General features: G+C 39.6%; 23 protein-coding genes, 1 tRNA gene and 1 pseudogene. 12 read left to right on the top strand and 13 right to left on the bottom strand.

What is annotated here, in order from left to right; translation table 11 throughout:
- Positions 1-36: 36 nt before the first annotated feature.
- Positions 37-1551, bottom strand: a complete 1515-nt coding sequence (locus tag HCG69_RS19295) for an RsmB/NOP family class I SAM-dependent RNA methyltransferase (RefSeq protein ID WP_221651386.1) — start codon at positions 1549-1551, stop codon at positions 37-39.
- Positions 1548-1694, bottom strand: a pseudogene (locus tag HCG69_RS19290) (ORF6N domain-containing protein); the annotation flags it as partial. The gene HCG69_RS19295 and the pseudogene HCG69_RS19290, both read right to left, overlap by 4 nt.
- Positions 1695-1812: 118 nt before the next feature.
- Between HCG69_RS19290 and HCG69_RS19285 the strand changes: the two are divergent.
- From HCG69_RS19285 to HCG69_RS19260, 6 genes are all read left to right on the top strand, one after another.
- Positions 1813-2448 (top strand): DUF6249 domain-containing protein, encoded by a 636-nt coding sequence (locus HCG69_RS19285; protein WP_221651385.1) that lies wholly within the window; start codon positions 1813-1815, stop codon positions 2446-2448.
- A complete protein-coding gene (locus tag HCG69_RS19280) occupies positions 2445-2993 on the top strand; it encodes an RNA polymerase sigma factor (RefSeq protein ID WP_221651384.1) in 549 nt (182 codons plus the stop codon). Before HCG69_RS19285 ends, HCG69_RS19280 begins: the two co-directional genes overlap by 4 nt.
- Positions 2977-3306: a DUF5056 domain-containing protein gene (locus tag HCG69_RS19275; protein WP_221651383.1), complete on the top strand. Its 330-nt coding sequence runs from the start codon at positions 2977-2979 to the stop codon at positions 3304-3306. Before HCG69_RS19280 ends, HCG69_RS19275 begins: the two co-directional genes overlap by 17 nt.
- A gap of 428 nt (positions 3307-3734) precedes the next feature.
- Positions 3735-5009 (top strand): cardiolipin synthase, encoded by a 1275-nt coding sequence (cls, locus tag HCG69_RS19270; RefSeq protein ID WP_221651382.1) that lies wholly within the window; start codon positions 3735-3737, stop codon positions 5007-5009.
- 61 nt (positions 5010-5070) lie between these two features.
- Positions 5071-5865 carry a thymidylate synthase gene (locus HCG69_RS19265; protein WP_221651381.1) on the top strand — a complete coding sequence of 265 codons (795 nt, stop codon included), beginning with the start codon at positions 5071-5073 and terminating at the stop codon, positions 5863-5865.
- A gap of 126 nt (positions 5866-5991) precedes the next feature.
- Complete coding sequence (locus HCG69_RS19260; RefSeq protein ID WP_221651380.1) at positions 5992-6483, top strand: dihydrofolate reductase; 492 nt, start codon at positions 5992-5994, stop codon at positions 6481-6483.
- A gap of 16 nt (positions 6484-6499) precedes the next feature.
- On the opposite strand, the gene HCG69_RS19255 is transcribed toward HCG69_RS19260, so the two are convergent.
- Positions 6500-6979 carry an Lrp/AsnC family transcriptional regulator gene (locus HCG69_RS19255; RefSeq protein WP_221651379.1) on the bottom strand — a complete coding sequence of 160 codons (480 nt, stop codon included), beginning with the start codon at positions 6977-6979 and terminating at the stop codon, positions 6500-6502.
- Positions 6980-7129: 150 nt separating this feature from the next.
- Between HCG69_RS19255 and HCG69_RS19250 the strand changes: the two genes are divergently transcribed.
- Both HCG69_RS19250 and HCG69_RS19245 read left to right on the top strand, forming a co-directional pair.
- Positions 7130-8413: an IgA Peptidase M64 gene (locus HCG69_RS19250; protein WP_221651378.1), complete on the top strand. Its 1284-nt coding sequence runs from the start codon at positions 7130-7132 to the stop codon at positions 8411-8413.
- Between the two features lie 25 nt (positions 8414-8438).
- Positions 8439-8981, top strand: coding sequence for a GNAT family N-acetyltransferase (locus HCG69_RS19245; protein ID WP_221651377.1), 543 nt, complete (start codon positions 8439-8441; stop codon positions 8979-8981).
- A gap of 88 nt (positions 8982-9069) precedes the next feature.
- Here HCG69_RS19245 and HCG69_RS19240 read toward each other — a convergent pair whose 3' ends face one another.
- From HCG69_RS19240 to HCG69_RS19200, 9 genes are all read right to left on the bottom strand, one after another.
- Positions 9070-9534: a biopolymer transporter ExbD gene (locus HCG69_RS19240; protein ID WP_005933384.1), complete on the bottom strand. Its 465-nt coding sequence runs from the start codon at positions 9532-9534 to the stop codon at positions 9070-9072.
- Positions 9534-10127, bottom strand: a complete 594-nt coding sequence (locus HCG69_RS19235; protein ID WP_221651376.1) for a biopolymer transporter ExbD — start codon at positions 10125-10127, stop codon at positions 9534-9536. The genes HCG69_RS19240 and HCG69_RS19235 overlap by 1 nt, the downstream gene beginning before the upstream one ends.
- 36 nt (positions 10128-10163) lie before the next feature.
- Entirely contained in the window at positions 10164-10649 is a 486-nt protein-coding gene (locus HCG69_RS19230) for a hypothetical protein (RefSeq protein ID WP_221651375.1), read from the bottom strand.
- Between the two features lie 6 nt (positions 10650-10655).
- On the bottom strand, positions 10656-11459 hold the full coding sequence (locus tag HCG69_RS19225) for a MotA/TolQ/ExbB proton channel family protein (RefSeq protein WP_221651374.1): 804 nt from the start codon (positions 11457-11459) through the stop codon (positions 10656-10658).
- Between the two features lie 85 nt (positions 11460-11544).
- A tRNA-Ser gene (locus HCG69_RS19220) sits at positions 11545-11632 on the bottom strand.
- Positions 11633-11753: 121 nt separating this feature from the next.
- A complete protein-coding gene (locus HCG69_RS19215; protein WP_221651373.1) occupies positions 11754-12530 on the bottom strand; it encodes a TatD family hydrolase in 777 nt (258 codons plus the stop codon).
- Positions 12531-12542: 12 nt separating this feature from the next.
- Positions 12543-13244: a hypothetical protein gene (locus HCG69_RS19210; RefSeq protein WP_221651372.1), complete on the bottom strand. Its 702-nt coding sequence runs from the start codon at positions 13242-13244 to the stop codon at positions 12543-12545.
- A gap of 16 nt (positions 13245-13260) precedes the next feature.
- Positions 13261-14235 (bottom strand): polyprenyl synthetase family protein, encoded by a 975-nt coding sequence (locus HCG69_RS19205; RefSeq protein WP_221651371.1) that lies wholly within the window; start codon positions 14233-14235, stop codon positions 13261-13263.
- Positions 14236-14320: 85 nt separating this feature from the next.
- A complete protein-coding gene (locus HCG69_RS19200; RefSeq protein WP_002559454.1) occupies positions 14321-15007 on the bottom strand; it encodes an energy transducer TonB in 687 nt (228 codons plus the stop codon).
- Between the two features lie 142 nt (positions 15008-15149).
- Between HCG69_RS19200 and porQ the strand changes: the two genes are divergently transcribed.
- From porQ to pfkA, 4 genes are all read left to right on the top strand, one after another.
- A complete protein-coding gene (porQ, locus tag HCG69_RS19195) occupies positions 15150-16088 on the top strand; it encodes a type IX secretion system protein PorQ (RefSeq protein WP_221651370.1) in 939 nt (312 codons plus the stop codon).
- Positions 16089-16104: 16 nt separating this feature from the next.
- Positions 16105-16794: a (d)CMP kinase gene (gene cmk / locus HCG69_RS19190; protein WP_221651369.1), complete on the top strand. Its 690-nt coding sequence runs from the start codon at positions 16105-16107 to the stop codon at positions 16792-16794.
- An 89-nt stretch (positions 16795-16883) separates the two neighbouring features.
- Entirely contained in the window at positions 16884-17762 is an 879-nt protein-coding gene (locus HCG69_RS19185; RefSeq protein WP_221651368.1) for a 4-hydroxy-3-methylbut-2-enyl diphosphate reductase, read from the top strand.
- A 98-nt stretch (positions 17763-17860) separates the two neighbouring features.
- Entirely contained in the window at positions 17861-18841 is a 981-nt protein-coding gene (pfkA, locus tag HCG69_RS19180) for a 6-phosphofructokinase (RefSeq protein ID WP_002559450.1), read from the top strand.
- A gap of 174 nt (positions 18842-19015) precedes the next feature.
- Here the strand turns inward: pfkA and HCG69_RS19175 are convergent, their stop codons facing one another.
- The gene (locus HCG69_RS19175) at positions 19016-20359 is read right to left on the bottom strand and encodes a citrate/2-methylcitrate synthase (RefSeq protein WP_025866512.1); all 1344 of its coding nucleotides are present in this window, start codon (positions 20357-20359) and stop codon (positions 19016-19018) included.
- Positions 20360-20380: the final 21 nt, after the last annotated feature.

Genomic DNA, 20380 nt, shown 5'->3' with positions numbered 1-20380 from the left:
CGGGAAGAAAACAGCCGGCTCCGATGTCTGGTGTCATCACAAGATACGTATCTCTTCGGGCAAATATCCGCTGCGAATACGCCACTCCTGCGGATAAAGATTATTGGCACGATTGCCTATATTCTTCACAAAACCGAGGGGAACCGATCTATAAGTAAGCAATACATAACCACGAGGGGCCGTCTCTGATAAAGAGATGGCCTCTTTGCGTAAAAAAGCAATAGCTTGTTCGTAACTGATTTCTTCTGTAGAGAAAATACCCGGTTGCAATGCCCGGCTCATAGCAAGTGCATGATCGGGAATAAGATCTTTCCCTTTCACTTCTCCCACTGTGATACCCGCTTGTACTATGCGGAGAAACTGCTGTAAAGTGGCAAGTTCACCGATGTATTCTTTAGGAAATGCAGTAATCGTGTTTCCATTTACTGACAGTTCATACGCTTCAGGAACTGCAAGCCAGCTTTTTGCTGTCGCTAATTGTTCTTTACCAATCGGTGCAGGAGCTGCTTTACCTCGCATAGCAGACACTTTTTTACGGATAGCCTTTCCATTGCCGGCTTCATAAGCAAATACCTCCGAACCTGCAGCACCGTACATTTCTTTCTCTCTTTCCGGTTTCCGAAGTGCGGCAAGAAAGAACCCCTCTCCTCTCGTTTTATGAGGCAAAAAACGGTAGACCGGAAAGTCTGTTCCTGTTAGCAGGTCTCCTGTGATGTCCCACTCCGAAGAAATATCCAACGGAAGTACTTCAGCTCCGAATTCATCACAAATCCACTGCACATTTTCTTCGTCCTCCTTCGTGTTATAAGTACAAGTACTGTATATAAGTATCCCACCCGGTTTAAGACATTGCCAGATATCAGCAATAATACGGCGTTGACGTTGCCAGCATATTTCAACGTTATCCGAGTTCCACTCTTCAATTGCGCGAGGATCTTTGCGGAACATACCTTCGCCGGAACAGGGTACATCGGTGAGTATTACATCAAAAAAACTTCCAAGATGTGAGAAATCTGCCGGATCATTGTTCGTCACTACAACCCCGGGATACCCCCACTTTGTCAGATTCTCTGCAAGTATCTGCGAACGATTGCGGATCACTTCATTTGCAACCAACAGACTTCCTGCCGGCAAAAGGCTACAGGCATGAGTAGACTTCCCGCCGGGAGCAGCGCAAAGATCAAGCATCACAACAGGGTCTTCGGATAGATATTGTTGCAACACCTGACCAACAAACATAGACGAGGCTTCCTGCACATAGTAACAACCGGCATGAAAAAGAGGATCAAAAGTAAACGTCAGACGCTGATCGAGATAATACCCCTCTTTGCACCAGGGAACTTGTTTTAGTTGAGAGTTGAGAGTTGGAAGTTGAAAATTAACTGCGCTATCAGGCTGCATAGTAACTTTCAACTTTCCACTTTCAATTTTCAATTGATTAAGCCGGATACTGACAGGAGGTTCCTGCTCCAGGGCGGCAGATAACTTTTCATATTCTTCGTTGCCCAACAAGGTACGGGTATAGTCAATAAAAGAGGCTGGCAAATTCATTGGATTTCCTTTTTATATGTATTAAAACCGATTGGATTACGGGGTTTACTCGCATCTTTCTCTTTGGTCTGTAACTCCGCAAGAGTCCGATTTATCAATTCTATCTGCATACGCGTATCATCATTTATATCATTATAATCGGCAACTCCATCCATTTTCTTCTGTTAATTCCTGCAAATATCAAAAATATTTTGTCTCTTTGCAACTTTCCGGCAGGTTAACTACGTCTAATAACCAAAGAAACAAAAAAAATTACAAGATATGAAAAGAATTTTAATTGCTCTAATGGTGGCAACTCTCTACTGCTCCATGTCATTTGCACAAAAGCAGAAAACCGTCTACAAAGATAGTACCGGACAGGTAACAATTACAGTTAGCAAAACCAATGATGATTCGGTCTATACCCCCAAATACAAAGATACAGCAGAGGATGGAGTAACCGTAGAAAGCGAATCAACTGATTCCTATGACAGTACATACAGTTATACTGGCTTTAATGATGAAGACTTCTCTTTAATCAAAGACTTTAGCGGCATGGCTTCCAAAGGCATTGCTCTTGCATTCTTCATCTTGATATTAGTTTTCGGTTTCCCTATTTTTGTTATCTTCATTGCGTTTTACTTCCGCTACAAAAACCGGCGTGAACGTTACAAACTGGTAGAAAAAGCCATTGCTGCCGGACAGCCCATTCCGGAAGGTATTCTTAAAGAGAGCCTGAATACAGACACACGTTCCAAAGGAATTAAAAACATGTGCCTCGGCGCCGGATTGTTCATCTTCCTTTGGGCTATAACAGACAGCTTTGCTCTGGGGTGTATAGGCCTACTGATAATGTTCACCGGCCTCGGACAATGGTTGGTTGCCCGTAATCAACATCCTACTGACGAGCAAAAATGAGTCAGATCAACGACATATCGTTAGTCGCACAGGTCGTGGTGTTTAAAAACGCCAAGGCCTTCAACCAGTTGGTGCAGAAGTATCAATCGCCTATCCGGCGCTTCTTCCTCAACCTGACGTGCGGCGACAGCGATTTGAGCGACGATCTGGCACAAGATACATTTATCAAAGCATATACAAGTATAGCAACCTTTAAAAATCTTTCAAATTTCTCAACATGGCTTTATCGTATTGCTTATAATGTATTTTATGATTATATTCGCAGTCGGAAGGAAACAACCGAACTGGACTCCAGAGAGGTAGATGCTACCAATTGTGTTGAACAGGAAAACGTAGGACAACGCATGGACATTTACCAATCACTTGAAAAGCTAAAAGAAGTGGAACGAACCTGTATCACTTTGTTCTATATGGAAGATGTAAGTATAGACAAAATTGCGGGAATTGTGGGTATACCGGCAGGAACAGTAAAAAGTCACCTGTCGCGTGGTAAAGAGAAATTGGCTATGTATTTAAAACAAAATGGTTATGATGGAAACAGATGATAAACTAATACGGGAATTCTTTGCAAAACAAAAACAAGAAATACCCGATAATGGCTTTAGTCGCCGTGTAATGCACCATCTGCCCTACCGCACAGGACTATTGGTGAAAATATGGAGTGTATTTATTACGTTTGTGGCTGTGGTGCTGTTCTTTGCTTTCGACGGACTTCAGGCAGTAGTAGGTACTGCACGTGATATATTTGTATCGATGGTACAAAGCGGAGCCGCAACTGGCATTGATCTCAAATCGCTGATTATCGCTGCAGTGGTACTCATGTTTCTGGGAGTACGCAAGGCATGGTCGATGGCATAAGAAAAGCAGAGTAAAAAGTAAACTTTTTACTCTGTAATATAGTATATTGGTAAACGTATAACAATCACACATTCAATTTAATATGGAATAAAAGAGGGAAGTCTTTACTTTCCTCTTTTATGCTTATACAAAGCAAAGGAATTTCAATCAACAGGCTCCATATGCCCTGTGAAGGGGGTATATAGGTCTCGTTTGAAATCGGCATATCAACAATATCCCGGTAGCAAACAGTCCGCTTGATAGCAGCAAACTTTTTTTCATCAGTAAATAATATTCTATCTCTTAGTCTGGTGAAACGGAACATCAAATGATAGGAGAACAGTTTTCATTTTGTTAAAGTATGATAAATTTGCTCTTAACAGAAAAGAGCTCCGAACAGAGAAGTTGTATCTTTGTTTCCTTAGTAAACTAAATAAAGACTGCAAGTTTTGAGACTACATATATTTTTTATTTTGTTGTTTTTGACAATAAGCAACATAAAAGCAGATGAAATAGATAGCTCATGGGTACAGCGACAAGACACTACCGAATTACCCAGTGACCAGATGGTACTCAATTTCCTCCGGGAATCGGGTATTCCTATTACGCATGGTAATAAAGTAAAGTTACTCAAAAGCGGACGCGAGAAATTTGAGGATCTCTTTGAAGCTATTCGCGGCGCTAAACACCATATACACCTGGAATACTTTAACTTCCGGAATGATTCCATTGCCAACGCTCTTTTTGACCTCTTGGCCGAAAAAGTAAAGGAGGGAGTGGAGGTACGCGCCTTATTCGATGCTTTCGGTAACTGGTCTAATAATAAGCCGCTAAAGAAGCGTCATCTCAAAGCAATCCGTGAACGAGGTATCGAAATAGTCAAGTTCGATCCATTTAAGTTTCCCTATATCAATCACGCAGCACATCGGGATCATCGGAAAATAGTTGTTATCGATGGGAAAATAGGTTACACCGGAGGAATGAATATAGCAGATTATTACATCAACGGACTCCCCAAAATTGGTACATGGCGTGATATGCACATCCGTATTGAAGGCCCGGCAGTAGACATTCTGCAAGAAATCTTCCTCACAATATGGAACAAAACAGCCAAGCAAGATATCACAGGAGAGGCTTATTTCCCTGAACTTCCGGCTCCGGCAGATAGTATTGATGGAATTACCGTTGCTATCGTCGACCGTACACCGAAAAAGAATACCCGCATGCTCAGCCATACTTATGCCATGTCTATCTATGCGGCAAAAGAAAATGTACGAATAGTGAATCCTTACTTCGTACCCACCTCTTCGATCCGGAAAGCACTAAACTACGCACTTGAGAAAGGTACAAAGGTAGAGATTATGATCTCCTCTAAGGCAGATATACCTTTCACGCCGGATGCTTCGCTCTATAAAGTACATAAGCTAATGAAACGTGGCGCGGATATATATCTGTACAATGGCGGATTTCATCACTCGAAAATCATGATGGTGGACGAGACCTTTTGTACCGTAGGCACTGCCAATCTTAACAGCCGAAGCCTGCGCTACGACTATGAAACAAATGCTTTTATCTTTGACAAAGAGTTTACAGCACAACTTGACAGTGTATTTGAGGCTGATACCCAACATTGTACAAAGCTCACACCTGAAATATGGAAAAAGCGTTCACCGTGGAAGAAGTTTGTCGGATGGTTTGCCAACCTATTCACTCCCTTTTTATAATCTGCATAGATTCTAACTACTTACTACTGGATTCTAACTACTTTTTTTCTACCTTTGCAGTATGAAACAGTATTTAGATTTACTCAACCGTGTACTTACCGAGGGTGCTGAAAAGAGTGACCGCACCGGTACTGGTACAATCAGTGTTTTCGGACATCAGATGCGCTTCAATCTCGACGAGGGATTCCCTTGCCTGACGACAAAGAAATTGCACCTGAAATCTATTATATATGAGCTATTATGGTTCTTGCAGGGAGATACGAATGTAAAATATCTGCAAGATAACGGGGTTCGTATCTGGAATGAATGGGCCGACGAAAAAGGAGAACTAGGACATATCTATGGCTATCAGTGGCGTTCATGGCCTGACTACAAAGGCGGTTTTATCGATCAGATCAGTGAAGTGGTAGATACAATCAAGCATAATCCTGACTCCCGGCGAATCATCGTAAGTGCCTGGAATGTAGGGGACCTCGATAATATGAACCTGCCTCCATGCCATGCTTTCTTCCAGTTTTACGTAGCCAACGGACGTCTGAGTCTGCAACTCTATCAACGGAGTGCAGATATTTTTCTGGGAGTTCCGTTCAATATCGCCTCTTATGCCCTGTTATTGCAAATGATGGCGCAAGTGACCGGATTGAAAGCCGGAGATTTCGTACATACATTGGGAGATGCGCATATCTACCTGAACCATCTGGAACAGGTAAAGCTGCAATTAACCCGTGAACCACGTCCGCTACCCCAAATGAAGATAAATCCGGATGTAAAAAGTATCTTCGACTTCAAATTTGAAGATTTTGAATTAATAAACTATGATCCGCATCCACATATTGCAGGAAAAGTCTCGGTATAAATCAGTAGCTAGAATTTAGTAGTTGGTAGTTAGAAGCTATGCAGCATGATCGTATTTTTATGATCTGACGACATATTCCATAGATTCCAACTTCTAAATTCTAACTACTAAATTCCAATAAACATTATGAGTAAAATCAGCATTATAGCCGCTGTAGATCGCCATATGGCTATCGGCTTCAAAAATAAACTTTTGTTCTGGTTGCCCAATGACCTCAAACGTTTTAAAGCACTCACCACAGGAAATACAATTATAATGGGGCGAAAAACATTCGAGTCACTTCCTAAAGGTGCACTTCCCAATCGCCGCAATATTGTTCTTTCTTCCAATCCGGCAAATAGCTTTCCCAATGCCGAGGTTTTCACTTCTTTGGAAGCTGCTTTGCAAAATTGCCGCGAAGATGAGCATGTTTACGTCATCGGCGGAGAAACTGTATACCGCCAGGCTATTGTCCTAGCTGACGAACTCTGCTTGACTGAAATAGATGATGAAGCCCTGGAAGCCGATGCTTTCTTCCCTTCAGTAGACCTTACAGTATGGCACGAAAAAAACAGAGAAGTCCATCCTGCGGATGAAAAACATCTCTGCTCCTATGCGTTCGTTGATTACACCAGATAGTTACGGATAGAACGAATCACTCCTGATCGTCTGTGTCCACTATAATTGGCATCTGCCGTTTAATAGCTTCATGGAAAGAGATAAGCGTCTCAGTACGTGCCAACCCCAACGGTTGCAGCTTATCATGAATGACACTCAACAGATGATGATTATTCTTTGCATAAATCTTGATGAACATATCATATTTACCTGTAGTGAAATGACATTCCACCACCTCTGGTATAACTTCCAAAGCTTTTGTCACAGAATCAAATGATTCCGGGTCCTTCAGGTAAATTCCAATGTAAGCACACGTCTCATACCCGATTTTTTCAGGGTCGATGACAAACTCCGAACCCTTCAATATCCCCAGATTAGTCAGCTTCTGTATACGCTGGTGGATAGCTGCACCCGAAACATTACACGCTCGTGCCACTTCCAGAAAAGGAATACGTGCATTATCTGCTATCAGCTTCAGAATCTGCTCATCTAAAGTATCCAATTGATGATGTCCCATTTTAAATCAATTTGTTTTAATACATGAATGTTATTGCAAAGTTAGATAATTTTTTGGCAATAAATACTATGATTTATTACTTTTATTTCTAAATATGGGATAAGTCAGCAATTGTTCGTACCTTTGTAAAAACATAAATATACGCTAAATATGAAACGAAATACTACCCTCATACTATGCCTTTTGATGGTAATAAACATACACGCACAGGGGTTTACAGACTTTTTCAAGGACAAAACATTACGAGTAGATTATATTTTCACCGGTGATGCCAAACACCAATCGATCTATCTGGATGAACTTTCGTACCTGCCTTCATGGGCAGGGCGCAGACATCATCTCTCCGAACTTCCTTTAGAGGGTAACGGCCAAATCACAATGATCGATCTCACCACTCGAAAATGTATCTATAAAACCTCCTTTTCCTCTCTTTTTCAAGAGTGGCTTTCTACAGACGAGGCTCAGAAAACAGCAAAAGGATTTGAAAATACCTTTCTACTTCCTTATCCGCAACACCCGGTAGAGATAGAGATCACACTGCTCAACTCGTCACGAAAAGTAATGGCTCGTTTAAAACATATCGTACACCCCGATGATATACTGATTCATGAACGGGGTATCTCGCATATAACACCACATAAATACCTTCTGAAAAGTGGTAGTGAAGCAGATTGTATCGATGTAGCCATCTTGGCTGAAGGATATACTGAAGACGAAATGGATCTATTCTACAAAGATGCTGAAAAAGCATGCGAAAGTCTTTTCTTTTATGAACCATTCAAATCAATGAAAAACCGGTTCAATATTGTTGCTGTTGCCAGCCCATCAAAAGATAGTGGTGTCAGTGTACCACGAAAAAGCAATTGGAAACAAACTGCATTTAATTCTCATTTTGATACTTTCTATTCCGACCGTTATCTGACTACCAGTCGTGTAAAGTCTATACACAACGCGTTATCAGGTATTCCTTACGAGCATATTATCATCATCGTCAATACCAAAGAATACGGTGGTGGAGGTATCTATAACTCCTACACACTGACTGCTGCTCACCACCCTACCTTCAAACCCGTAGTAGTACACGAATTCGGACATAGTTTCGGAGGTTTAGGTGACGAATATTTTTATGAAGAAGATGTAATGACGGACACCTATCCGCTCAATGTGGAGCCTTGGGAACCGAATATCTCTACCCGTGTAGACTTCTCCTCCAAATGGGAAGATATGCTTCCGGCAGGAATTCCTGTTCCTACTCCTCCGCAAATGAATAAGCAGTACCCGGTAGGTGTTTATGAAGGTGGTGGATATTCAGCAAAAGGTATCTACCGTCCCTCTTTTGATTGCCGCATGCGAACAAATGAATATCCAACATTCTGTCCGGTATGCCAACGCTCTATTCGTAGAATGATTGAATTTTATACTAACAATAAATAAAGTAATAATCAAAAACCAGGTCTTTATGATTAGACTCCAACCTATCAGTACGTCTGACGTACAACATTATCAATTTATGGAGGATCTGCTTATTGCAGCCTTTCCACCAGAAGAATACCGCGAGCTGAAAGATTTGCGCGAATATACCAACCGCATTGGCAATTTCCATAATAATATTATTTTTGATGATGATACCCCTGTGGGGTTTATTACCTACTGGGACTTCGATCATTTTTATTATGTAGAACACTTTGCCATTAACCCGGCATTACGAAATGGTGGCTATGGCAAAAAAGTATTAGATTTCTTATGCAAAAAATTAAACCGTCCCATCGTTCTGGAAGTTGAAATGCCCCTGGAAGAAATGGCACAACGCCGTATTAACTTCTACAAACGACAAGGATTTGTTCTTTGGGAAAAAGAATACCACCAGCCTCCCTATAAAACCGGAGATCCTTTCTTACCGATGTATCTGATGGTACATGGCGATTTACAATGTGAACGGGATTTTGACACAGTAAAGAAGAAAATCCACAAGGAAGTCTATAATGTGAAAATGAATCCCTAAACATTCTCTTCATTTCATTCCAAAGAAAAAAAGGTGCTTAACTAAATAAATAGCTAAGCACCTTTTTCAAATATATTCAATCAACTCTCTATTCGCGGTACTGCGAAGAGTAGTTAATTTTCAAAGCATAAGCTTGACGAAGTGCATTCTTGATATCAGTTACGATACCCATCTTCGTATCCTTATCGATTTTCAGAGATACAGTCATCATTGCCTGATCAGATTCTTTCATACTTGATCTTTCTGCAATAATATAATCCTGAATTTCCGAAACTTCAGCGAAAGCATCATTCAATTGGATACGGCTCTCAGAACCCATCTTCTGACGAAACTCTCTCATTGGCTTTCCTACATACACAAATGTAACCAATGATTTCTTTTCAAGTTTTTCTAATTCTGTTGCTTGCGGAATCTTAAATTCAACCTTCAACGTTACCTCACGCATCGTTGTTACAATCATAAAGAAGAATAACAGCGTAAAGATAAGGTCAGGCAGAGAAGAAGTATTCAACGCAGGCATTTCACGTTTACCTGTTTTATTAAATTTTCCCATTACTTCTTTTCTCCATATTTTTTAGGTTCAGCTTCAGAAATCTTCTGAGGATAAATTTCACGAACAGCTTTCTGCTGATCTTCATTTAACTCTGAATATTTCTTTCCCCACTTTTCCTGAGACAGTTCATCTCTCAGTTCATTGTAAGCAGCAACCAATTCATTTTGTACGTCAATATATGCCTGATATGAAGAAGAACGGTCGTTCTGTAAAGAGACTACATGCTTTTCAGTGACCATCGTCGGACCAAAAAAGTCAACATCCTTTGATGTTTTTTCCGGCAACGACTCATCATTATATTTATTAGCAACAAACTCTTTAGTCTTCGCTCTCAACTGCTGAACATTCATGATTTCACCGTTAACCATCAACTGGTCATACATATTCAGGTAAATCTGTAGAACGTTGCGTTGCTTAACCTTGTCTTCATTCTTCTGCTCCTTATCATTTTCAGGCGGTGGCGGCAAACGTCTTGCCAAACCACGATCCGTATCCATAGAAGTTGTAATCAAGAAGAAGATCAGCAACAAGAAAGCGATATCAGCCGTAGAACTTGAATTTATATCAGGAACTTTTCTTTTTCCTTTTGCCATAGTATTACTATATTTAATTGAGCAAGCTCAATTGGATTATGATAATTTCTTCTTAATGCTACTCAAGATGATAGCAACAACTGTTGCTCCCAAAAGGAAGTAGATTGAATAAAGGAACATATCAGTTAGCTTCAACCAAAAAGGAACATTGTCCGTTCCATCATATCCTGGTATTCTCAAAGTCTCTTCGCTACCCATAGCCCAAGAAACAACCAGTACAAGAACTAAAAGAATAAGACCAATCAATGATTTAATAGCGCTTACCGGATTATCTTTCAACGCTGAACCGAACTGGAATATAGCAGCAATAACAGTTGCAGCTACTGCAAGTCCGAAAAGTGCATACATCAAATACAATAATGCATCTGTATTTGCAGGTTGCCACATTTCCGGATCAACGCCTGCCAATGCAGCTGTTCCCTGAGCATCTCCTCCAAAATAAAAGAGACCTAATACCACCAGGATAAGAGCAAACATTGCGTACAGTACGTAGTACGATAATTTATATGATAACTTACTCATCTCAGATTATTTTTTGTATTTCAAGTTATATTTGATTACCATGTCAAGCAAAGAGATAGAAGAATCTTCCATTTCGCTTGTAAGAGCTTCGATCTTAGAAAGTACATAGTTGTAGAATACCTGAAGAATCAAAGCAACGATCAAACCGAAGATAGTTGTAATCAAAGCAACTTTCATACCACCTGCAACAACCGTCGGAGAGATATCACCTACTTGCTGGATCTTATCAAATGCCTGCACCATACCGATTACAGTACCCAAGAATCCTAATGACGGAGCCATTGCGATAAACAGTGTGATCCAAGAACATCCTTTTTCAAGGTAACCTGCTTGCACACCACCATAAGATACAACTGATTTTTCTACTACATCAATACCTTGATCGATTCTCATCAAACCTTGATAGTAAATAGATGCAATAGGACCTCTGGTGTTACGAGCGATGTCTTTTGCAGCTTCAACATCACCTTTTTCCAAAGCAGCTTCAATAGAAGCCATAAATTTCTTAGTATTGATTTCAGCCAAGCTCAAATAAATGATACGTTCAATACAGAATGCCAAACCGATAACCAATGCAATAGCTACCAAACTCATGAAAGATGCAGTACCTTCAATGAATTTTACTTTAATTTCTTTGTGAATACCACCTTCTTCAACGCCGTCAACAGAAGCATCAGCAGCTGGTTCTACTGCAGCAGGTGCAGCCTGTTCAGTTTGTTCAGCAGCAGGAGCATCTTGAGCCTGAGCAAGTTGAGTTGAGCCAAATGTTAAGACTCCCATCACAGCAACAATTGCGAATAACTTTTTCATTGTGTGTCTAATTTTTAAGATTAATTAATTAAATTATTATTATTGTATTTATTTTAGTTGTTTCCAAATTCCATTTGTTCATCTGCGGAGAGAGCGGGATTCGAACCCGCGATACACTTTTGGCGTATACACGCTTTCCAGGCGTGCCTCTTCAACCACTCGAGCATCTCTCCCTAAACCGGTTTGAGCCTTTTCAGCTACAAATGTATCCTTTTTTTTCTTCTTCTAAAGCATTCTAGCTCTTTTATCTCAAAGAAATACTCCAAATTAATATATTTTAAAACCTTTAGAAGCTTATTTGAGCATTCCAAACACTTTTAAAGCGTTTTCAGATGTGGCTTCAGCAACCCGTTCAGGCATCTTTTCATAAGCCTCTGCAACTTTTATCAAAGTATCTTTTATATAGGCACTTTCATTCCTCTTTCCACGATTCGGAGCGGGAGTCAGGTAAGGTGAATCAGTCTCTAAAACAATACGTGTCAACGGAATACCTTTCAAAACATCTGCCAAGTGAGATTTCTTAAATGTCACGACCCCATTTATTCCCAGCATAAAATCCGGAAATTCCAGTAACCTGGCAGCCTCTTCAGAAGGACCGGTAAAACTATGAAAAATCCCTTTTAACCCACTTTTTTTATAGGGCTCCAATACCTTATATATATAATCGAAAGCTTCTCTACAATGAACCACAATAGGCAAATGATACTCTAAAGCCCATTCTATCTGTTTTTCAAAGACAATAAGTTGCTCTTTCAAAAAAGTTTTATCCCAATAAAGGTCCAAGCCAATTTCACCAATAGCCACATACTCATTAAAAGGAGCTAACTGACGTGCAACAATATCCAATTCTTTTTCATAAGACTCATTAACAGAAGTAGGATGTAATCCCATCATCGGAAAACAAAATCCTTTATAAGTATTACATACCGAAAGTAATGGTCCAATTGTTGTACTGTCTATATTCGGCATAAAAATATGAGTTACACCTGCATCGTGAGCACGCTGCATTACTTGTGGAAGATCGTCGGAGAACTCTTCCAAAAAAAGATGTGAATGAGAATCAACAAGCATAATTAAACTAATCTATTCAGGTTGTTTTTCACCTGTCCGGTAATAATAAATAACTCCATAGTCACGGCATCTGTCTAAACGGAGTTCATTAGGAGATATATTCCGGAACTTTTCTTCTACTTGATTCCAAATATCCAATATCAGTTCATCAGCACGGGTACGCATAGCAGCCAATCCTTCTAAACTACGGTTAGTCAACACTTGTAGTGCTTTCTGCCTTTCATAACTATCAACAAATATATCATAATGAACCTTCACCTTAGCAATAGTAGGATTATAAATAGGCACTCCTCCCTGTGACGTTCTTTTTCTCTCACCTTCAATAATTCGTTTTCCCCATTCAACCATTGCAACCTCAGATGTTAAATCGGGAACATTATAATTATCAACCGGTAAACAATATATTTTTTTGTGGATAGGTTTCACTTCAGAACGAAGTACAGACAAATTCAATACCTGGATAAAATGAGAAATATACAAACGGGCTGTCTTTACATTTGATTGATGCTTTGGACTTTCCTTCACCTGGTTATTATAACATTGAATATAATAGTTATGAGCAACCTCAAATTTTGAAAGAAAATTCCTTGCTTCAGATAAAGTATTCAAAGATATTGCCAGTTCACTTACATTATACACATCACCCTTTCCGACCGCCGATTTCAGCGCTCGTATTCTGGCCTGGTCTGTATTTGGTAAACGTCTGTAAGGCATCGGACAACACTGTTAATTACATTTCTCTGTACATCAAATGTTCCATCAAATTTTTTAATTCTTTTTTTCTTTCTTCAGCCACTGTTACTGCTGCTAAACTTTCCATAGCACGGGTATAATATTCACGCATTTTATTTTTACAGATACCCTTTATGCCAATCTTATCATAAATCCCGGTTACAGCAGCGATCTTTTGTTCCGGAACAAAATCTTCAGCAGTAATCCAAGTATTCAGTTCGGCAAAACAATCCTTATCAGCATGCTCCAAAGCTTTAATCAACATATAAGTTTTCTTATTGCAGAGGATATCTCCCCCTATTTTCTTACCAAAGACAACCGGATCACCATACACATCCAACAAATCATCCTGCAATTGAAAAGCAACACCTAGCTGAACACCAAAATCATAAAGACGTTCGGAATCTTCTCTGGATGCTCCGCCCAATATTGCACCTATTTTCAGACTGGCAGCCAACAACACTGCTGTTTTCAACCGGATCATTTCAATATATTCCTCTTCTTTAACATCGCTACGTTGCTCAAACTCCATATCCATCTGCTGCCCTTCACAAATTTCAAGAGCAGTAAGGCTAAAAAGATCCATCACCTCCTTTAAATATTCCGTTGGACAGGCTGCCATATATTGATAAGCAAGTACCAACATTGCATCCCCCGACAATATGGCAGTATTATCATCCCACACTTTGTGTACGGTAGGTTTACCTCTACGCACATCTGCCCTGTCCATGAGATCATCATGAAGAAGGGTATAGTTATGATAAATTTCAATACCTATGGCCGGATCATAAACCTGCTCCACATTTTCCTTATATAAGTTATAAGCCATCAACATCAATACAGGACGAATGCGTTTTCCGCCCAAAGACAAGACGTATTCTACCGGATCATATAATCCTTTAGGAGAACGGGTAAACTGTAATTCAGAAACATGGGTATTTATTTTATCAAGCAATTGAGGCGCAGTAAACATAGTCATTTGAATTAAAAAGACGAGAAATAATTACTAATGAAAAAGGCTGCTTTTATGGCAGCCTTTTTCTGTATATTACATAATATTATTGCAATCTAAACATTACAGGTACCGTATACTTCACACGTACAGGTTTGTTTCTCTGCATACCAGGATTCCATTTAGGCATGGAATTAATCACACGAAGAGCTTCTTTATCCAGATATGGATCAACACTACGTGCGACCTTTGCATCTACGATACTACCATCTTTGTTTACAACAAACTGTACGATAACACGACCTTGTGTACCATTTTCCTGAGCAATTGTAGGATATTTGATATTCTTAGCCAAATATGACATCAAGGCAGCATTTCCGCCCGGGAATTCCGGCATTTTTTCTACAACATCGAAGATTTCCTGTTCTTCCGGTTCTTCTTCAACAACCTGTACAGGCACATATTTCACTTCAACTTTCTGACCGGTTTCCTCACTTGATGCTATAATTGTTTCTTCTACATCAGCATCATCATCTACAATATCCAAGATTTCAGCAGCCGCAGGTACTTCAGGTGGAGGTGGAACCTCAATTTTCTGTTCTTGTTCCGTAATAGGAACCATTTCCTCTTCAAACACTAGATCGGATAAAGCCTGACTTGTATCAATCTTTATGTCTCGCTCGGTCCATTCGAACGCCACGAACATAAAAGCTAATACAACCACGTATCCGATAAGCAACCATGTAGACTTTTTGCCTTCCAGGTCTGCTTTAGGTGATTTTTTAACTTCCATAAATTATAATATAAATATTAATAATACGTTCTTTTAATCAGATGTGTTTCTCAGTGCTTTTGAGTATCACGTGTTTTTCTGCCACAAATATAACGCAGATATTTGAGAAATAAAGTATATTTGAACAGTTTTTTCTGCCAAAATGTTAAAAAAGAATATATTCATAGTAGTATTACTCCTTTTTTGGGTCCGGATACAGGCTCAGGAAGATAATAGCGTGTTCCAATTCCTCAAGATCCCTTTTTCTTCTCATGCAGCAGCATTAGGAGGGGAAAATATATCAATTATAGAGGATGACCTTACAATGGCGGTCCATAATCCTGCTTTGTTGTCATGCGTAGCGGATAAAACACTTAACCTGAACTATATGTTATATATAGCCGGAGTCAACGCCGCCAGTGCAGCTTTCTCACGTGTTGCCGGAGAACGCTCAACATGGGCAGTTACAGCTCAGTTCGTGAATTATGGAACAATGAAAGAAACAACCAGTGAAAATGTAATAACAGGAACCTTTTCGGCTAAAGATATGGCATTTTCAGGAATCTACTCTTATGACTTGAGTGACTATTGGAGTGGTGGAGTAAAAGCAAATCTCATCTATTCTAATTACGAGAAATTTTCTTCATTTGCTATTGGAGTGGATTTGGGATTGAATTATTATCATCAGAACAGCGACTTTTCTTTTTCTCTTGTTGCCCGTAACTTAGGAGGACAAATTGTAGCTTTTGAAGATAAACATGAAAAGCTTCCGGTAGATGTGCAAGTAGGTATCACAAAGCGATTGTCACATGCACCTTTCCGAGTATCAGCAACTTTATACAATCTGACGGATTGGAAAAATTCCAACTTCTTTGATCACACCGTGTTAGGTATAGACTTTCTGCCAACAGATAATTTCTATATTTCATTAGGATACAATTTCCGTAGAAAAAACGAGATGAAAATAGCTGACTCCAGTCATTGGGCAGGTCTCACAGCCGGAGCCGGCATACAAATCAAACGCTTCAAATTAGGAGCTGCCTATGCAAAATATCACCTCAGCTCTTCTTCTTTATTATTCAATCTCTCAATGACATTATAGTACAATTACAAATAAAATGAAAAAAATCACCATAGCAATCGATGGCTTTTCCTCTTGTGGTAAAAGCACAATGGCCAAAGACCTGGCTCGTGAAATAGGGTATATTTATATAGACAGTGGAGCTATGTACCGTGCAGTCACTCTTTATAGTATAGAAAACGGTATCTTTAAAGGAGATACGATTAACACCGAAGAGCTTAAAAAACGAATGAACGACATCCACATTTCTTTCCAGATTGATCCGGAAACCGGCCGCCCAAATACTTACTTAAATGGTGTGAATGTAGAGAACAAAATTCGCACAATGGAGGTTTCTTCTAAGGTGAGTCCTATTAGCACACTTGACTTCGTACGTTCTGCTATGGTCCAACAGCAACAGGCCATGGGCAATGAAAAAGGAATTGTTATGGATGGACGTGACATCGGTACTACAGTATTCCCTAATGCCGAGTTGAAAATATTTGTTACAGCAACTCCTGAAATTCGTGCTCAAAGGCGTTACGATGAGCTAAAAGCGAAAGGACAAGAAGCCAACTTTGATGAAATATTAGAAAATGTAAAACAACGCGATTATATTGACCAGCATCGCGAAGTGAGTCCATTACGAAAGGCAGATGATGCGCTATTGCTGGATAATACAGAATTGACTATCCAGCAGCAGAAAGAATGGTTATTTAATCAATATAATCAAAAGGCAAAAGGGTAAGTTACGTATCATCTGACCTCATTAAGAGCAGAGAGTATTAAACAAATACATAGAATCATCTGAAAAAATCTGCAAACGTAAAACCAGGAATGATCAAAGTAGAAATAGATGAAGGTTCAGGTTTCTGTTTTGGAGTGGTAACCGCTATTCATAAGGCAGAAGAAGAACTGGCAAAAGGAGTTACCCTCTATTGCCTGGGTGATATTGTTCACAACAGCAAGGAGGTAGAACGGTTAAAAACAATGGGACTCATTACTATCAATCATGAAGAGTTCAAGCAACTACATAATGCCAAAGTATTACTTCGTGCTCATGGTGAACCTCCCGAAACATATACAATCGCCCGGGAAAATAATATTGAAATTATTGATGCTACCTGTCCGGTAGTACTCCGATTGCAAAAACGCATCAAGCAAGAATATCAGGAGAAAGATGCAGAAGAAAAACAAATTGTTATTTATGGTCAAAATGGACATGCCGAAGTTTTAGGATTAGTAGGTCAAACTACCGGAAAAGCAATTGTTATAGAAAAATTAGAAGAAGCTAAAGAGCTCGATTTCAGCAAAAGTATCCGTCTTTATTCGCAAACCACCAAATCGTTAGATGAATTCTGGGAAATAGTTGACTACATCAAAGATCACATTTCTCCTTCTGCTACATTTGAATACTATGATACCATTTGTCGTCAGGTAGCCAATCGCATGCCTAACCTACGTACGTTTGCTGCTTCACATGATCTTATCTTTTTTGTCAGTGGTAAAAAAAGTTCTAATGGGAAAATGTTATTCAGTGAATGTCTAAAGGTCAACCCTAATTCTCATTTAATAGATAATGCAGAAGAAATAGATGACTCTCTATTTCATGGAATTAGTTCTATTGGAGTATGCGGAGCTACTTCAACCCCCAAATGGCTGATGGAACAGATTTATACAGAAATCAAAGCACGTCTCGACAAAAAAATCATTTAACGTTATTTATTAATGCCACCGTCAGTTTGACACAAATGCAACTTATTTCCTAACACTTTTTGTTATCTTTGCAGCGTCAAATATAAAATAAGATTGTAATGGGAACAGTTAAGTGTGTAGGTATTTTAACCTCCGGAGGAGATGCTCCGGGAATGAATGCTGCAATTCGTGCAGTGACACGTGCAGCTATCTATAACGGACTGCAAGTTAAGGGTATATACAGAGGATATAGAGGTCTGGTAACAGGAGAAATCAGCGAATTCAAAAGTCAGAATGTTAGTAATATCATTCAACTGGGTGGCACTATATTAAAAACAGCACGTTGCAAGGAATTTACTACTCCTGAGGGACGTCAGCTCGCATACGATAATATGAAAAAAGAGGGAATCGACGCCCTTGTTGTTATCGGTGGTGATGGTTCATTGACCGGTGCACGTATTTTTGCACAAGAGTTTGATGTACCTTGTATCGGACTACCCGGTACAATTGATAACGACTTGTATGGTACAGATACAACTATTGGATATGACACAGCATTGAATACAATTCTGGATGCAGTCGATAAAATACGCGATACAGCGACTTCACATGAGCGCCTTTTTTTCGTAGAAGTAATGGGACGTGATGCAGGTTTTCTTGCACTGAATGGTGCTATTGCTTCAGGAGCCGAAGCCGCTATTATTCCAGAATTTAGTACAGAGGTAGACCAATTGGAAGAGTTTATCAAAAGCGGTTTCCGAAAATCCAAAAATAGCAGTATCGTATTAGTAGCCGAAAGTGAACTGACTGGTGGTGCCATGCATTACGCAGAGCGTGTAAAAAATGAATATCCGGAATACGACGTACGCGTCACTATATTAGGTCATTTACAACGTGGTGGTAGCCCTACCGCTCATGACCGTATCATTGCGAGCAGAATGGGTGCCGCAGCAATCGATGCATTAATGGAAGATCAACGTAATGTAATGATTGGTATCGAACATGACGAGATTGTATATGTACCATTCAGTAAGGCCATTAAGAATGACAAACCAATTCAAAGAGAACTGGTGAACGTACTGAGAGAACTCTCTATTTAAGGGTTATAGAGTTATAAAGTGGTAGAGTTATAGGATTATAGAACCAAGAAGTATAGTGCCATTATTTTTCCATTCAGATTTTCAATGAGATCTGAAGTGTAAAATTTTGAAATCTTGCATCCTATAACCCTATCACTTTATAATTCTATAACTTCACCACCCTATCGTTCTTTTTTATCGTTTATTCAGCGGAATATATTTACCGACATCCAGTACATTTTTATATGCAGGACGGATGATGCGCTTACCTTCAAAGTTAAGTTCTTCATTACGATGTGCACACCAGCCTACAATACGAGCCATTGCAAAAAGCGGAGTATAAATTTCTTGTGGCAGACCAATCATCTCATATACAAAACCGGAATAGAAATCAACATTACTTGATACAGTCTTACCGTTATTTTTTATTTTACCAAACATCGCAATTGCACGTTCTTCAAGCAATTCAAGAAAAGCAAACTCTTCTTCCTTTTTCTTCTCCTTTGCCAAATCCCGGGCGAGTTCTTTCAGCAATAAGGCACGTGGATCTGAAATAGTGTATACAGCATGCCCGATACCATAAATCAATCCGGTTTTATTATAGACTTCCTTATTCAGCATACGAGTAAAATAAGTATCTATTTCATCTACATCCTTCCAATCCTGGATATTTTCCTGAAGATGATGGAACATATCAACGACCTGAATATTAGCACCTCCGTGAAGCGGACCTTTCAAGGAACCGATACCAGCTGCAATAGACGAATAAGTATCTGTCCCGGTAGAAGAAGTGACACGTACTGTAAAAGTAGAGTTATTACCACCACCATGCTCTGCTTGCAGCATGAGTAAAAGATCAAGGGTACGGGCCTCCAGCTGGGTATAATCCTTCTTAAGCATGTAGAGGAAATTTTCGGCTATAGAGAGTTTTTCCTGCGGATGACGAATATGAAGCGAACGACCAAAGGTGGCATGGCGCAACATATTATAAGCATATGCAATAATAGTAGGAAACTTCGAAATCAGATCAATGCTCTGCCTCATAAGATTATCCCGGGAGGTATCATCCGGATTGGGGTCAAAACGATACATTTCAAGCACACTACGAGCCAAAATATTCATAATGTTATTACCTTCCAGCTCTATAATATTCATTTTCGTTTTCTGTTCCAATGGCATATTGTCATTCACCAATTCACGAAAAGAAGCTAATTCTTCCTTATCGGGCAAATGACCGGATAGCAACAGATAAGCTACCTCTTCAAAGCCATAACGTTTTTCTTTCATTGCAGCATGTGCCAAATCTTCCAAATCGTATTGACGATAGAATAACTTACCGGGAATTGGCTTTAAACCACCACCCGGAATACGCTCATAACCAACTACATTACCGACCTTAGTCAACCCTACCAGTACACCAGTACCATCTTCATTACGCAAACCGCGTTTTACATCATATTTCGGAAATAAATCATTATCAATCCGGGTAGCATCCTTCATCTCCTCGGAGAGCTTATAAACTAAATATTCTTTCTTCATGGGATTATTTCTCTTTTAATC

The sequence above is a fragment of the Bacteroides sp. K03 genome, assembly GCF_019734355.1.
GTDB lineage: Bacteria > Bacteroidota > Bacteroidia > Bacteroidales > Bacteroidaceae > Bacteroides > Bacteroides nordii.
The sequence above is the reverse complement of the archived record's forward strand: the minus strand, read 5'-3'. Positions and strand labels throughout refer to the sequence as shown.